The 15453-nt window shown below is 44.9% G+C and carries 12 protein-coding genes; 4 read left to right on the top strand and 8 right to left on the bottom strand.

Features of this window, described 5'->3' with window-relative positions; translation table 11 throughout:
* Positions 1-17 precede the first annotated feature (17 nt).
* On the top strand, positions 18-188 hold the full coding sequence (locus tag P855_RS22300) for a hypothetical protein (protein WP_161628829.1): 171 nt from the start codon (positions 18-20) through the stop codon (positions 186-188).
* Between the two features lie 49 nt (positions 189-237).
* Here P855_RS22300 and P855_RS0117035 read toward each other — a convergent pair whose 3' ends face one another.
* Both P855_RS0117035 and P855_RS0117030 read right to left on the bottom strand, forming a co-directional pair.
* Positions 238-1155: a DMT family transporter gene (locus P855_RS0117035; protein ID WP_028784701.1), complete on the bottom strand. Its 918-nt coding sequence runs from the start codon at positions 1153-1155 to the stop codon at positions 238-240.
* 166 nt (positions 1156-1321) lie between these two features.
* Positions 1322-2671, bottom strand: a complete 1350-nt coding sequence (locus P855_RS0117030; RefSeq protein WP_235062683.1) for a DHA2 family efflux MFS transporter permease subunit — start codon at positions 2669-2671, stop codon at positions 1322-1324.
* 271 nt (positions 2672-2942) lie between these two features.
* Between P855_RS0117030 and P855_RS0117025 the strand changes: the two genes are divergently transcribed.
* Positions 2943-4547 (top strand): BCCT family transporter, encoded by a 1605-nt coding sequence (locus P855_RS0117025; protein WP_028784699.1) that lies wholly within the window; start codon positions 2943-2945, stop codon positions 4545-4547.
* 168 nt (positions 4548-4715) lie between these two features.
* On the opposite strand, the gene P855_RS0117020 is transcribed toward P855_RS0117025, so the two are convergent.
* Positions 4716-5177, bottom strand: a complete 462-nt coding sequence (locus P855_RS0117020; protein WP_037986536.1) for a divergent PAP2 family protein — start codon at positions 5175-5177, stop codon at positions 4716-4718.
* Between the two features lie 207 nt (positions 5178-5384).
* Between P855_RS0117020 and P855_RS0117015 the strand changes: the two genes are divergently transcribed.
* Positions 5385-6572 (top strand): DUF4317 domain-containing protein, encoded by a 1188-nt coding sequence (locus tag P855_RS0117015; RefSeq protein ID WP_028784697.1) that lies wholly within the window; start codon positions 5385-5387, stop codon positions 6570-6572.
* 109 nt (positions 6573-6681) lie between these two features.
* On the opposite strand, the gene P855_RS0117010 is transcribed toward P855_RS0117015, so the two are convergent.
* Complete coding sequence (locus tag P855_RS0117010; protein WP_051353292.1) at positions 6682-7140, bottom strand: UPF0158 family protein; 459 nt, start codon at positions 7138-7140, stop codon at positions 6682-6684.
* A 423-nt stretch (positions 7141-7563) separates the two neighbouring features.
* Between P855_RS0117010 and katG the strand changes: the two genes are divergently transcribed.
* Positions 7564-9807, top strand: coding sequence for a catalase/peroxidase HPI (katG, locus tag P855_RS0117005; RefSeq protein WP_028784695.1), 2244 nt, complete (start codon positions 7564-7566; stop codon positions 9805-9807).
* Between the two features lie 69 nt (positions 9808-9876).
* Here the strand turns inward: katG and rlmD are convergent, their stop codons facing one another.
* The 4 genes from rlmD to gatA all read right to left on the bottom strand — a co-directional run bounded on the left by rlmD (position 9877) and on the right by gatA (position 15450).
* Positions 9877-11250 (bottom strand): 23S rRNA (uracil(1939)-C(5))-methyltransferase RlmD, encoded by a 1374-nt coding sequence (gene rlmD / locus P855_RS0117000; RefSeq protein ID WP_028784694.1) that lies wholly within the window; start codon positions 11248-11250, stop codon positions 9877-9879.
* A gap of 205 nt (positions 11251-11455) precedes the next feature.
* The gene (locus tag P855_RS0116995) at positions 11456-12391 is read right to left on the bottom strand and encodes a diacylglycerol kinase (RefSeq protein ID WP_028784693.1); all 936 of its coding nucleotides are present in this window, start codon (positions 12389-12391) and stop codon (positions 11456-11458) included.
* 159 nt (positions 12392-12550) lie between these two features.
* Positions 12551-13981, bottom strand: coding sequence for an Asp-tRNA(Asn)/Glu-tRNA(Gln) amidotransferase subunit GatB (gene gatB, locus P855_RS0116990; protein WP_028784692.1), 1431 nt, complete (start codon positions 13979-13981; stop codon positions 12551-12553).
* Complete coding sequence (gatA, locus tag P855_RS0116985) at positions 13978-15450, bottom strand: Asp-tRNA(Asn)/Glu-tRNA(Gln) amidotransferase subunit GatA (protein WP_028784691.1); 1473 nt, start codon at positions 15448-15450, stop codon at positions 13978-13980. The genes gatB and gatA overlap by 4 nt, the downstream gene beginning before the upstream one ends.
* Positions 15451-15453 lie beyond the last annotated feature (3 nt).

Genomic DNA, 15453 nt, shown 5'->3' with positions numbered 1-15453 from the left:
AAAAGGGAGGGAACAGTGTGGTTATAGCATATATTCTGCCGCTTGTGATGCTTGTCGCTTTTTTTATAGCAGTTTTGCTATTGATAGACTGGGTTGCTCAAATGATTCTCTACTTTTTTATCATTATCCTCGTTTTCCTCCCGTTTTTTCTCCTTTATAAAGCTGAAAAAAAAGAGGAAAAAAAATAAAAATCGATTCACCTCCGTTTGAAGATGAATCGATTTTTTTCGTTTATATTTAACTTGCCATACGTTTCTTCTTATGTTTCCGAATCGATTGCTCGAAAGCCCCTGTTCCCAGCACGACTCCTGTCACAATAAATAAAAATCCGAACAACTGCTCCGCCATAATCCTTTCCCCTAAAAACAGATAGGATCCAGTCAATGAAAAAAACGGGGTAAGGTTGATGAAAATAGCTGTTTCACCAGCACCAATCTGATGGATGGCCTTATTATAGACCATATGGCCTATTCCTGTGGCAAGTATTGACGAAGCTAAAAACACGATCCATACAACAGGAGTGCCTGTGGTCAATGAGGAGAGGCCGTCAGGTTCCAGCTGGGCACTTACCACGAACAAGAAAAATGCCCCTATAATTTGCATCCATCCCGTCATCAGCCGGGCATCCATCGTTTCAGTTGCCCGTTTGATAGCAATGAAACTGACCGCCTGGGTAACAACGGCAAGAAAAATGTAGAAATCGCCACGGGAGATGCTGCCTAAGCTTCCTTCACCATTCAAAACAATAAAAGAAACACCAATTAACCCAGACAGGATTCCGATTAATCTCAGCATGGTCAATTTATCACCCAAGAATAATATGGCAGCCAATGCCGTCATAAGTGGCACCAACCCGAGGATAAGCCCGGCATTAGAAGCGTTGGTAGCCGTCAGCCCTACCGCTAAAAAGAAGTGGTGACCCAAAATACCAGTCAATGCTCCGATTGTGATATAGACAACCTGGGATCTGGTCACTCTCCGGAATTCTTTTTTGATGCCCAGAATCAGCATCACGACAACACCCGCAAGCAAAATGCGGAAGGCAGTAATGGTTACAGGCGCAAAATTCTCCACCAGGATTTTTATCGCGATTACATTGAAGCCCCAAATCATCATTATCAAAAAAAGTAAGATATACGTAACTGGTCTGGACATAAACGCTCATCTCTTTCTTATTAATTAGTATGTTGAAGTCTTGTTTATACCCAGCTGATAAAAGCCTGTTCAGCAACTTCTAAATCACGGCCTGGGCAAGGTACCAGGAAACAAAAACAATATAGGCGGAAATCTTCCTAAAGAAGGTTTCCGCCTATAGCTAGAGTCAGGCAGCAGCTGGCCGCGAGTTCCTAATGAAGAAAGATAAAACCAGACCAACGATCGCGATGATTCCAGCAACTATAAACGAAACGTTGACTCCATGAATTAATCCGGTAACCCCTTCCGAAGGCTCAGCCTGCGTTGTCATCACGGACACCAGCAAGGCTGTGCCAACTGCTCCGGCAACCTGGCGCATCGTATTATTCATCGCCGATCCGTGTGGCATAAGCTGGTTCGGCAGCTGGTTCAGTCCTGCAGTCGTAACAGGCATCATAATCATGGAAATACTAAACATACGGGCCGCATTGACAGTTGCCAGGTAAACGAATGTGGTTTCCGGCGTTATTCGGGAGAACATGAAAGTTGTGATAACCAGAATGGACAATCCAATGATGGCAAGCCAGCGAGCGCCAAACCGGTCAAAAAGCCGGCCCGTGACTGGGTTCATCAGCCCCATCAGTACTGCTCCGGGAAGAAGCATCAAACCTGATTCCAGTGCAGTGAACCCCAGCATATCCTGCATCAATATCGGAAGGATTACTGCCCCTCCGATCATCGCAATAAACGCTACCATCCCGATACCCGTCGTGAGAGTAAAAATCGTATTTTTAAAAATCCTGAATTCCAATATCGGCTGGTCGAGCTTCAATTGTCGCAAAATGAATATGATAAGCGTTACCGCTCCAACGATCAGAGATCCCAGCACCTCGGCATGGAGCCATCCGCCGCTTCCTGCCACGCTGAATCCGTATAGGATCCCGCCAAAACCGATAGTGGATAAGATAATGGATAATACATCGACTTTCGGGAAAGTCCGCTTAGTTACGTTTTTCAATATGAAATAAGCAACAATGATATCGATGATGGCAATCGGTAAAATGACATAAAATAAACTCCGCCATGGAAAATTATCAACAAGGTAACCCGACAAAGTGGGACCGATAGCAGGGGCGAATGCAATGACAAGACCGAACATCCCCATTGCTGAACCTCGTTTTTCAACTGGAAAAACTAAGAACAGGATGGTCTGCATCAGCGGCATGATAATCCCTGCTCCCGCTGCCTGCAGTACCCTTCCAGATAATAGAATACTGAAGTTTGGAGCAATGGCGCATACTAATGTTCCGAGTGCGAAGGTACCGACGGCTGTCAGAAAAAGCCCTCTGGTTGTAAATCGTTCAATCAAAAAAGCTGTGATCGGGATCATGATTCCGTTTACCAGCATAAAAATTGTCTGCAGCCACTGGGCGGTATTCGCATCCAGGTTCAAATCCTGCATTATATGTGGAATAGCCGTAGCTAAAAGTGTCTGGTTCAAGATAGCGACAAATGCACCAGATAAGAGTACAATCATTAATGGAATTTTATTTATTGGTTCTTCCTCTGTTTGTGTTTTGTCCACGTTATTCCTTCTTTCCATTTTAAGTAACTTAGAAATTTTAACCCAGTTTATCTTGAAAATCAATGTTTAGGTACACGAAATATTCGACCACTACTCTTTACGCATTCCATATTGCTTATTTCTTATCAAAACTACATAAAATTAACTAGGTTACCTGCTTGGACAGGCGGGTAAAGTAATTGGGAGTAAAACCCTTAATTTATGATTGAAAAGGAGACTGACTATGGGCAGTAAACGGAAGAAGTACAAATTTATGAACAGTATCTTCTGGGTATCATTTACCATCATTTTCTTGTTTGCTTTGTGGGGCGCATTAGCTCCAGGGGCACTATCCTCCCAGGCAAATACTATCTACAGCTTCATTGCTGATACATTTGGCTGGTTCTATTTAGCTTTTGTCCTCTTCATTATTATCTTCAACTTTTATTTGGCATTCAGTAAATACGGAAAGGTTAAACTGGGCGGTGAAAATACAAAACCCAAGTATCCGATTTTCACTTGGATCGCTATGTTATTCAGTACCGGTTTCGGGGTCAGTATCGTGTTCTGGGGTGTTGCCGAACCAATGACCCACTTTGGATCTCCGCCTCCATTTGAAAATGTCGAACCTGAGACTGCTGAGGCTGCTCGGGTAGCAATGTGGAATGCTTTCTTCAACAACGGTATCCATCAATGGGCTTCTTTTACATTCGTAGGTTTAGCTCTATCTTATTTCATCTATCGTCAGGATGAAAGAAGCCTGATAAGTGATACCATGAACCCTGTTATCGGCAATAAAGGGAAAAAGCCGCTTCGAAATACGATAGATATCATTGCGGTCATCGCAACGGTAATGGGTGTTGCTACCACCTTAGGTTTAAGCGTGCTGCAGATCAATGGCGGGCTCGGTTTCGTTTTCAATGTGCCATCCGGAACCACCACCCAAATCATCATTGTGGCGTTGATGTTCTTATTCTTTATGGTCTCGACCATTTCCGGTCTGGATCGCGGAATCAAATACTTAAGTAATACCAACTTGGCACTTGCACTCCTGCTGATGGTAGTAGTGCTGATCATCGGCCCGACCGGGTTCATCCTTGATACTATAACCATGGGAATCGGTGATTATTTACAAAACTTTTTCCAGGCAAGCTTAAGATTGGACCAATACACAAATGGAACCTGGGTTCAGGATTGGCCGGTTTATTATTGGGCATGGACAATTGCATGGGCGCCATTTGTCGGGATGTTCGTAGCCAGGATTTCAAAAGGGCGGACCGTCCGTGAATTTGTACTGGGGGTAATGGTAGCTCCTCCAGCTATTGGAATCATCTGGATTGGAATCTTCGGCGGGACAGCGATTAACCTCGACCTTTTCCATGGAACAGACATTGCAGGCGCGGTAGCTAAAGATGAAACCACTGCCCTATTCAATATGTTGCAGAACATACCGTTAGGAACTGCCCTCTCTGTTTTGGCCATCTGTTTATTGTTTACATTTCTGGTCACATCAGCCGACTCCGCTACCTTCGTACTTGGAATGATGACCTCGAATGGAGATAATAATCCGTCCGTCATTGTAAAAGTCGTATGGGGTTCCCTGATTGCTATCCTAGCTGCTGTCTTAATTATCAGCGCCGGATTAAAGGGGTTACAGACAGCCTCCCTGATAGGAGCGCTGCCATTCTCCTTTGTACTGCTGGTAGCTGCTATTTCATTGTTGAAATCAATCCGGGAAGATTATAGAGATGCGCGCAGGAAAGCCGAGAAAAAAGCAGAGGAAAAACGCCACCAGCGTATCATCGACCATATTGAAGATAATTATGATTGGAATGAGAATGATCAGTAAAACTACGAAAGCCCTCTCGCATCGAGAGGGCTTTTTTCTGGGTTCAATAAAGTAGAAACGTTTTTAAATTATAGAGTGATAACTTTTCATTTTTCATTAGATGTTCCGAACCTGTTGATGCAATCTGTCCTCCAAAAAATTTGAATGGTGATAGTTGTGCTGAAAGGTCTATTTTCGATCTTCATATTTTGCAGAAAGTAACCCTAATGCAGTTCCTAAAAGTGCTCCGCCCAGAACTTCTAAAGGCTGGTGACCCAACAGTTCCTTCAATTCCTTTTCCCGCTGAACGAATTCCAGACTTGGAAAATCTTTCGATATCATAGCAAAACTGTTTTCCAGCTCATTGACCAGTTTGGCAATCTCCCCGGTATGACGGCGGATTCCCTGGGCATCATACATGACGATCACCCCAAAAACGACCGCTAATGCTGTTTCCGTATGACGGGAACCTCTATTGGCCGCTATGTATGTAGCAAGCGCTGAAACTCCCGCAGAATGGGAACTTGGCATCCCGCCAGTGGTAGCCACCTGTTTCACATCCCACTCTCCTGACACGCGTTTATGCGTCAAAATCTTCAGCCCTTGGGCAAGGCCGATACCTGCCAGTGCGGTCAGAATACCCCGGTTCATTTTATTATCCACACTTAAAACCTCCATTCCATAAATCCTTTTTTTGCTACTTACTCCTTTTACTTTCATTACCCGAAACACAGTGTTTTATGCAATAAACAAATGTAATCATATAAAAGCCTTCCCTCTCCAAATGATCCCTATGTTAAAATAAAAGAATCTTTTTAGGAAGATGCATAACTCTCGGAACGCAGGAGTGAATAATTAATGGACAAAAAAGATGTTGCCGGCATTCGCAGGCAGTTCAAAGTGGATAATGACTTATTGAAAATATCGGACCTTTTTAACGTATATATCATGAAAGAAACTACGGAAATTTTTCATCATCAGAGCCAGCCGTTCGAAATGCTCGATAGGGATCAGCAGGAGCTGTTTATGAATAACTTCAAAAAAGTACTGACAGGCCAACTGGATGAAAAGCTGTTCGAGCTGAAATTCCAGCGGGAAACTGACAACAACACCCAGCTTATCTTGCATCGAGGACTGTTAAGCAGCGAAGTCGAAGAGTGGAAAGCACAAATGCTGCAAATGACAGAGAAAATCATTAAGGACCATCCGTATGAGAAGGATGTCGTCATCTCCTTTATTCGTGCCGAATACATGAAGCCGATGAAGCGACGTAATGAAGAGGCTGAGGAAAGTGAACGGGATACTGTCTACTCCCACTCCTTTATCCTGTGCAGCATCAACAAAACCCAGGAACCTAAAAGGGAATGGCAGTTCGACTATATCGAAAAGGAATTCAAATATAATATCGAGGTTGATCCGGTTATCGATCTCAACGCTCCGATAGCAGGATTTCTTTTTCCATGCTTTACGGAAAACTCAGCCGATGTTAACCATATCCTTTATAGTGCAGGCAAGGCCAACGAACCTGACTACCGATTTATTGAAGAAGTATTGAATGGCGAAGAAATCATGACCGCGAAAGAAGATAAAGCGGTTTTTGAAGAAGTCATCAGAGATGTGGTCGGAGATCAGCTTCCTCCGTCCACCCTGGCTACTGTCTATGGTGAAATCAATAATGTTGTAGAGGAAAACGAAGAGGGAGAAACACCGAAACTTGATTACAACGATGTGGAGCGGGTCTTAAGCCGAAGTGGCGCAAAGGTAGAACCAGAAAAAGTAAAAGACGCTTTTCAAAAAATCACCGATGACGAGGCCTACGAGCTAAAAGCGAGCAGCATCGTTCCAAAGTATAAATCAAAGTCGATTAAGATCAATACGAAAGTAGCCAACATTGCCATCAGTCCCCAGGATTTGCAATTTGTCAAGCAAATCAATCACCTGGGAAAACGTTATATAATGATTGAAGTGGAAGAAGATGCGGAGGTGGAAGGGTTCAAAATGCTTCCCGAAGCATTTGGTGAACGAAATAGTCAGGTGGAAGAATGAAGAGTAAAAAATGCCAATATAAAAGGACGTTCCTTCTCATGAAGAAGAGAATGTCCTTTTGTTTCCCACAAAGCATCCCTCACCTGGAATACCGCAACATACTTTCACCTTACAGCTTATACTCAATATCGTTCTCCTCACACCACTCCTGTGCGATCTTCTCATATTCCTCCTCACGGAATTGGTACCATTCCCGGTCAATATTCCAACGGTTTATCAGGTCTTTGAACCTGCGAAAGACCCCGCGTCCCTGGATTGCTCTGAGAAGTTGATTTTTTTGCTTATCGTCTTTTAAGTGAAAAATAAATTCTTTCATCATCCCATATTCATCGATGACAAATTTATCAGGCAGACTTACAAACCGCTTTGGATACTCCAAACAGAGATTTGCCCATTCCCTTTCTTCCTGCTGCCATTCCGGCAAATGGTCAAATGGCTCCATATCTTCAGCAGATTGTAAAGATTCTTCACTGATAAGAATAAACTTGCAGCTTTCTTTATCGAAAAACGTGTAAAATTCGTCCATTTGCAATGCCATGGATTCAGCTATTTCTTTTAATTTTATCATCATTTCCTCCCCTTTTGTCTTTATTATCCTTATCCATGCACTCCACTTCAGTAACTTACCCCTTCCGTTCTTGTCATTTCCTCCCCTTTTAAATTGCTTCCATTCTTATATACAGCCCCAGCATAACAAATTGTCGAACCTTCCTGCCATAAATTTTTTGATCCAGAAAATAATACTGGTGTGTTACGCATAAAGATAAACCATAAAAGACATATTACCCATGCTAAACAGGGAATCTTCCAGCCATAGAAGTGTAGCATCCTTATTTAAAATTCACGCTATCCTTCAGCTGTTTTTTTATGTCTAAAACTATTTTCTGAAAATTATTGGAAAACGCTTTCATTAAGAGGGATTTTTTATTATAATTATAATCTGAGAACGGTTATAAATTCTCATCACCATATCCAGGAGGGGGAGTTGTAAATGGACAAGAACGAGATGCATGAGAGTAAAGCCAGTGCTGAGCAGTGTCCTGTAACCGGTCATAAAACGGAGGAAGAAAGTGCCGTTACTACTGGAAAAGTCGGGACAACCAATAAGGATTGGTGGCCGAACCAATTGAATTTGCATATGCTTCGACAGCATGACATAAAGTCAAACCCGCTGGAGAATGACTTTAACTATGCAGAAGAATTCCAAAAGCTCGACTATGATGCACTAAAGCAGGACCTCCGCACTATGATGACTGACAGTCAGGACTGGTGGCCTGCTGACTTTGGACACTATGGACCGCTCTTCATCCGTATGTCCTGGCATGCAGCCGGTACGTATCGAACAGGCGACGGCCGGGGAGGCGGCGCAACTGGTAACCAGCGTTTCGCACCACTTAACAGCTGGCCGGATAACGTAAACCTTGATAAAGCACGACGCTTGTTATGGCCTATCAAACAAAAGTATGGAAACAAGATTTCCTGGGCTGATTTGCTTGTATTAGCGGGTAACGTTGCACTGGAAGATATGGGTCTGGACACATTCGGTTTTGCCGGAGGACGTGAAGACATCTGGCATCCTGAAGAAGACGTGTATTGGGGTTCAGAAAAAGAATGGCTGGCTGACAATCGTTATTCTGGTGACCGTGACCTTGAGGATCCGCTTGCCGCTGTACAAATGGGACTTATTTACGTAAACCCTGAAGGACCAAATGGAGAACCCGACCCGCTTGCAAGTGCGCACGACATACGTGAAACATTTGCACGCATGGGTATGAACGATGAGGAAACCGTTGCATTGATCGCCGGAGGACACACATTTGGTAAAGCGCACGGTGCAGGAGACCCGGAAAAGGTTGGTGCTGCCCCTGAAGCTGCTGATATAGAAGCACAGGGCCTGGGCTGGGAGAGCACGCATGGCAGCGGTAAAGGCCGTGACACGATATCCAGTGGCGTAGATGGTGCCTGGACGGCAAACCCCACTAAATGGGACAATGGCTTTTTTGAGCTGCTATTTAACTACGAATGGAAGCTGACAAAGAGTCGTGCCGGGGCGAACCAGTGGGCTCCAGTGAATCCAAAGGAGGAAGACCTCGCCCCGGATGCAGAGGACCCGGCTATAAAAGTCCCTACCTTTATGACCACTGCTGATATGGCATTGCGTATGGACCCGGATTATGAAAAAATTTCACGCCGTTATTATGAGAATCCCGCTGAATTCGCAGACGCCTTCTCCCGCGCATGGTTCAAGCTGCTTCACCGTGACATGGGCCCGAAATCAAGATACCTGGGACCTGAAGTTCCAGAAGAGGATTTGATTTGGCAGGATCCTATCCCTGCTGTTGATTATAAATTGACAAAAGCAGAAGTGTCCGAGCTGAAAGGAAAAATCCTTAATACTGGATTAACAATCGGCGAACTGGTGACAACTGCCTGGGCTTCAGCAAGCACATACCGTGGTTCTGATATGCGCGGCGGCGCGAATGGAGCACGCATCCGCCTTGCTCCTCAGAAGGACTGGGAAGTGAACGAGCCTGAAAAATTAGAACACGTGCTATCAGTCTATCAAGATCTCCAAAACCAGCTTGATAAAAAAGTCAGTATCGCAGATTTGCTTGTCCTGGGTGGCAGCGCAGCAATAGAAAAAGCTGCCAAAGATGCCGGCGTCGATGTAACCGTTCCATTCGCCCCAGGACGCGGAGATGCTACAGCAGAGATGACAGATGCAGAAAGCTTTGATGTATTAGAGCCAATGGCAGACGGGTTCCGCAACTATGAGAAGAAAGCATATACCTTAAGTCCGGAAGAATTGCTGGTAGATAAATCCCAGCTGCTCGGCCTCACGCCACCCGAAATGACCGTGCTGATTGGCGGGATGCGTGTGCTTGGTACAAACCACGGCGGCACAGACCATGGCGTCTTTACAGATCATGTCGGCACACTGACGAACGACTTCTTCGTAAATCTACTGGATATGGGCATCGAATGGAAGCCTAAAGGTTATAATCTATACGAAGGACGCGACCGTAAAACTGGTGAAGTCGTACGGACAGCGACACGCGTGGACCTCGTCTTCGGTTCAAATTCAGAACTTCGCGCTCTGGCAGAAGTATATGCACAAGACGACAACAAAGAAAAATTTGTACGTGACTTCGTTGATGCCTGGGTAAAAGTCATGAATGCAGACCGCTTTGACCTTAAAAATAAACGGGAATCGATAATTTCTTATCATGCATAAGAAAAAGCACCTTACCAGAACGCCTCCTCAGGCATCGGTAAGGTGCTTTTTGGTTGCTGCATCCCCTACTTATTTTTTCTCTAACCACGAGACGCACTCCACGTGTGATGTCTGGGGGAACATATCGACCGGCTGAATCTCTTTCGTTTCATAGCCGCCATCTTCCAGTATTCTTAAGTCACGTGCCAGTGTCGATGGATTGCAGGAAACATAAACAATTCGCTCAGGATTCATATCCAGCATCGACTGCAATAACTGTTCGTCGCAGCCTTTTCGTGGTGGATCCACAACAATGACGTCAGGATTCAATCCTTGCGACTTCCACCATGGCATCACTTTTTCAGCCTGACCGACATAAAATTCTGCATTTTCGATGTGGTTCAACTTTGCATTTGCTTTGGCATCGGCAACTGCTTCCGGAACTACTTCAACCCCGTATACTTTCCTGGCGTTACGGGCGAGAAAAAGCGATATGGTGCCGATACCACAGTAGGCATCGATGACTTGTTCTTTTCCACTCAATGCCGCGTACTCCAGTGCCTGGTCGTATAGCGTCTTTGTCTGTGTCGGATTAACCTGATAGAACGATTCAGGCGATATGGCGAAGTTGATATCGCCGATCGTGTCGTAGATATATTCTTCTCCATAAAGTACCTTTGTATCGTCACCCAATACGACGTTCGTGCGCTTTGGATTTACGTTTTGAACGATCGACTTCACACTAGGGAAAGCGTCGCGGATTTCATCAATGATCTCGTCCTGGTTAGGGAGTTTTTTCGTTCTGGTAACCAGCACCACCATCACATCTTTCGTGTTTTGACCGGTACGGACCATGATATGGCGCAATACCCCCCGGTTATTTTCTTCATCATAGGACCTGACTCCATATCGCTCTGCGATACGGCGCACTGCTTCTACCATACGGTCATTCGACTCGTCCTGTACGACACACGTATCCATGTCGATGATATTATGGCTCCGTTTTTGATAAAAGCCGGCAACCAGACGTCCATCACGTTCTCCTACCGGCATCTGAACCTTGTTGCGGTACCGCCAGGGATCCTTCATCCCTCTCACCTGGTGCACAGGCACATGTTCCAGATGGCCGATTTTCCGCATCGCATCTTTAACCTGCTTCTGCTTCATTTTCAACTGCATATCGTAGCTCATATGCTGGATTTGGCAGCCACCACACTGAAAAAATACGTTGCAAGGCGGATCCACCCGTTCAGGGTTTTTTTCATGGAGGTCGAGCAACTTACCAAACCCAAAGTTTTTCTTTACTTTGACGACTTTCACCGTTGCTTTTTCACCTGGCAGTCCATAAGGAACAAATAGCGGGTAGCCATCTATTTTACCGACCCCATCCCCTTCATGGGTCAGATCCTCGAAAGTCAGTTCTACCGTTTGATTTTTTTGTACTGGCGGCTTTGGTTTAGCCATAACACATCGTCCTTTTTCTAATGTTTTATCAAAATTACCATGAACGCTCATTTATGTGTTTGGAACGAATTCTGTTTATAGATCAAATTAAATGATAGAGAGTGGGATAACCCACATATTGATAGGTGTTCGCTGACAAAAGTTTAACACATGACGCTTTTGATAGCGAAAAAGCTGTAGATAATGATATCTACAGCCTATGGCTTTATTTCATATCGATGTCTTCTAATTTCTTCTCTTCTGCGACAAATTTATCCTCTGGGACAAAAAAGTCGATATGTCGATACAGATTGACAAATTTCCCGGGTAATAATCCACCATATTCCCCATCGATATTCAATTGCATCTTCTCTTCGGTATGAACTTTAATCAGGCTTGCTTTCGTGTAAATGATATGTGGATCGTTCAAATGCCTGCCCTGCGCTGCCAGCGAAGCGATTCTGATGAAATCTGCCATGTTCATTTTTTTAATGATCAGCAAATCAAACAGCCCATCATTCATCTCTGCACCAGGCGCCAGTTTCTCGAACCCGCCTACCGAATTCGTATTAGAAACGAGGAACAACATAATTTCCCCTTTGAATTCTTTCCCGTCATACTCGATTTCCACATAGGTCGGCCTTAGTGAAGGGAGCATTTCTATTCCTTTCAGGTAATAGGCAAGCTGACCCAGCATTGTTTTCAGCTTGCTGGGTACCTCATAGGAAAGTTCGGTCAATTTTCCTCCACCGGCGATATTCATAAAGTATTGACCGTTTACCCTGCCGATGTCGAGTGCTTCGTAATGATCCTCGAGGATAACATCGACAGCTTTATGAATGTTATTCCTTGGTACGCGCAACGCTCGGGCAAAGTCATTCGTTGTACCAACCGGAATGATACCTAGTCTCGGCCGGTCTTCCTGCTCGGCAATGCCATTGATCACTTCATTGATGGTGCCATCACCGCCTGCTGCTACCACCACATCAAAACCACGCTGGACCGCAATCGTAGCAGCTTCTGTCGCATCTCCCGCGCAGGTAGTGGCATGTGCAGATGTTTCATAGCCCGCTTGCTCAAAGCGCTGCAGTACATCAGGTAATACTTTTTTAAATACTTCCCTTCCGGAGGTCGGATTATAGATGATCCGAGCACGTTTCATAAGGTCTCCCCCTCATCCAGGCTTGTTCCATTATCTATCATAGCTTGTTTACACTTTTTTTGCCATCATTATAGTGTATGGTCCAAATTATTTAAACATACAAAAGCACGCAGTACTATGCGTGCTTTTGCAAGCCCGTGTTCTGTTCTGTAGTATGGTCTAGCGCTTTTCCATTTCTGAAAGGATGATCTTGTTGACCATCGGCGGATTCGCCTGTCCTTTGGTTTCTTTCATGACCTGACCGACTAGGAAACCAAGGGCACGGTCTTTACCGTTCTTATAATCCTCAATCGACTGCTGGTTGTCATCAAGGATCCTGGTGATAATTTCGGTCAGCTGACCTTCATCAGAAATCTGCACAAGTCCTTTTTCTTTAACGATTTTCTCTGGATCGCCGCCTTTTTCCACTAACTCAGCAAAAACTTTCTTGGCGATTTTAGAAGAAATTGTACCATCCTCAAGCAGCTTTATCATCTTAGCAAGTGATTCCGGAGTCAAAGCTATCTCATCAAACTCCTTCTGCTGCTTGTTCAAATGAGCAGAAACTTCACCCATCAGCCAGTTTGAGGCTTGTTTGACATCCGCTCCATGGTTGATGGTTTCTTCAAAGAAATCAGACATATCTTTATTATTCGTAAGCACCATCGCATCATATTCCGGAAGTTCAAGTTCCTCGATATAACGTTTCTTACGTGCATCAGGGAGCTCTGGGATTTCGGCACGAATGCGCTCTTTCCAAGTATCGTCAATATACAGCGGAACTAAATCCGGTTCCGGGAAGTAACGATAATCGTCCGAACCTTCTTTGACACGCATTAGAATCGTTTCTTTCGTCTGTTCGTCATAACGGCGTGTCTCCTGCAGGATTTCCCCACCGGAAAGCAGCACTTGTGCCTGACGCTTTTCTTCAAACTCCAGGCCTTTTTGAACAAAAGAGAATGAATTCAGGTTCTTCAGCTCTGTCTTGGTACCGAACTCTTCCTGCCCGATTGGGCGAAGGGAAAGGTTCGCGTCACAACGCAGTGAACCTTCTTCCATCTTACAATCCGATACTCCGGTGTACTGAATGATATTCTTCAATTTTTCCAGGTAAGCATACGCTTCCTGCGGAGAACGGATATCAGGTTCCGATACGATCTCTACAAGTGGGGTACCCTGACGGTTGTAGTCAACCAGTGAGTAGCCCTCATCGCTATGGGTCAGTTTACCAGCATCTTCTTCTAAGTGAAGACGAGTGATCCCGATACGCTTTTTCACGCCATCAACCTCGATATCAATATGACCGTTTTCCCCGATTGGCTGATCGAACTGGGAAATCTGATAAGCTTTCGGGTTATCGGGATAGAAGTAGTTCTTCCGGTCGAACTTAGTGTCTGTCGCAATCTCACAATTTAAAGCCATAGCAGCTTTCATAGCGAAATTGACCGCTTCCTCATTCAATACTGGCAGAACACCAGGATACCCGAGATCGATCGGGTTGACGTTTGTATTAGGCTCATCTCCAAACATGTTAGGAGATGGGCTGAAGATTTTTGAATTCGTTTTTAGTTCTACGTGTACTTCGAGACCGATTACTGTTTCAAAGTTCATGATTGCGCACCTCCAAGGGATGGGCGTTGTTTATGAAAATCTGTCGCTTGCTCGAACGCATGTGCGGTACGATAGACAGTGTTTTCATCAAAATGTTTACCGATGATTTGCAGTCCGATCGGAAGTCCATCTGATGAGAGTCCGCATGGAATAGAAATTCCCGGGACGCCTGCAAGGTTGACTGGAATCGTCAAAATATCGTTGGCATACATCGTTAATGGGTCATCTACGATTTCACCTACTTTAAAAGCAGGTGTCGGGGTTGTTGGTCCAATAATGACATCATAGTCTTCTAACACTTGTTCAAAGTCATTCTTGATCAGTGTACGTACTTGCTGCGCTTTTTTATAGTAAGCATCGTAATAGCCAGAGCTTAACGCAAACGTACCAAGCATGATACGGCGCTTGACTTCGTCTCCAAAACCTTCGGAACGGGAACGCTTGAACATGTCGAGCATAGTTTCAGCATTTTGGGTACGGACACCATAGCGGACCCCGTCAAAACGAGCAAGGTTAGCAGAAGCCTCTGAAGATGCCAGGAGATAATACGTGGCAACCGCATATTTGGAATGCGGCAGGGAAACCTCTTCCCATGTAGCGCCAAGGTCTTCGTATTTTCTTAAAGCGCTCATAACCGCTTCTTTTACTTCAGGTGCGACCCCTTCACTAAGATACTCTTTTGGTACGGCAATCTTCAATCCTTTGACATCGCCAGTCAAAGCTTCCGTGAATTTCGGCACGTCGACATCTGCAGAGGTAGCATCCATCGTATCGTGTCCCGATATCGCTTCAAGCAAATAAGCGTTATCTTCCACCGTTCTGGTGATTGGCCCGATTTGATCTAAAGAAGAAGCAAATGCGACTAACCCGAACCGGGATACACGGCCATACGTCGGCTTCAATCCGACAACACCACAGAATGCAGCCGGCTGACGGATGGATCCCCCTGTATCTGAACCGAGTGAGAAGAACACTTCACCAGCCGCTACCGCAGCTGCAGAACCGCCGCTGGAACCGCCTGGAACATAATCTGTGTTCCACGGGTTACGCGTTGCATAGTAGCTGGAGTTCTCATTGGAAGAACCCATCGCGAATTCATCCATATTCAATTTACCAATCGTTACGGACTTGGCATCTGCTAATTTCTCTACAACCGTTGCATCATATAATGGATCGGTGAAGTTGTCTAAAAACTGGCTGGCACAAGTCGTGCGCAAGCCTTTAGTCACGATGTTATCCTTCACGCCGATCGGCAGTCCGAACAAAGCAGCAGATTCCTTTCCACGTGCTGCATCCAGTTCTTCCGCCTGCTTCAATGCCTGTTCCTTATTCAAAGTCAAAAATGCTTTGACTTCGCCATCCACTGCTTCAATACGCTGATAAGATTCTTCAACCAGGTCTGTTACACTGACTTCTTTATTATGTAGCTTCTCCTGAAGCTCTTTCAATGTGTAGTCAAACAATGACATTGG

Origin of the sequence: Thalassobacillus devorans MSP14 (assembly GCF_000496835.1) — a bacterium.
In the GTDB taxonomy this organism is placed as follows: domain Bacteria; phylum Bacillota; class Bacilli; order Bacillales; family Halobacillaceae; genus Thalassobacillus; species Thalassobacillus devorans_B.
The sequence above is the reverse complement of the archived record's forward strand: the minus strand, read 5'-3'. Positions and strand labels throughout refer to the sequence as shown.

Excerpts from the sequence above, each read along its gene's own strand:
- P855_RS0117035 (WP_028784701.1), bottom strand. The coding sequence starts at position 1,155 with ATGTCCAGACCAGTTACGTATATCTTACTTTTTTTGATAATGATGATT.
- P855_RS0117030 (WP_235062683.1), bottom strand. The coding sequence starts at position 2,671 with ATGATTGTACTCTTATCTGGTGCATTTGTCGCTATCTTGAACCAGACA.
- P855_RS0117025 (WP_028784699.1), top strand. The coding sequence starts at position 2,943 with ATGGGCAGTAAACGGAAGAAGTACAAATTTATGAACAGTATCTTCTGG.
- P855_RS0117020 (WP_037986536.1), bottom strand. The coding sequence starts at position 5,177 with ATGAACCGGGGTATTCTGACCGCACTGGCAGGTATCGGCCTTGCCCAA.
- P855_RS0117015 (WP_028784697.1), top strand. The coding sequence starts at position 5,385 with ATGGACAAAAAAGATGTTGCCGGCATTCGCAGGCAGTTCAAAGTGGAT.
- P855_RS0117010 (WP_051353292.1), bottom strand. The coding sequence starts at position 7,140 with ATGATAAAATTAAAAGAAATAGCTGAATCCATGGCATTGCAAATGGAC.
- katG (WP_028784695.1), top strand. The coding sequence starts at position 7,564 with ATGGACAAGAACGAGATGCATGAGAGTAAAGCCAGTGCTGAGCAGTGT.
- rlmD (WP_028784694.1), bottom strand. The coding sequence starts at position 11,250 with ATGGCTAAACCAAAGCCGCCAGTACAAAAAAATCAAACGGTAGAACTG.
- P855_RS0116995 (WP_028784693.1), bottom strand. The coding sequence starts at position 12,391 with ATGAAACGTGCTCGGATCATCTATAATCCGACCTCCGGAAGGGAAGTA.
- gatB (WP_028784692.1), bottom strand. The coding sequence starts at position 13,981 with ATGAACTTTGAAACAGTAATCGGTCTCGAAGTACACGTAGAACTAAAA.
- gatA (WP_028784691.1), bottom strand. The coding sequence starts at position 15,450 with ATGTCATTGTTTGACTACACATTGAAAGAGCTTCAGGAGAAGCTACAT.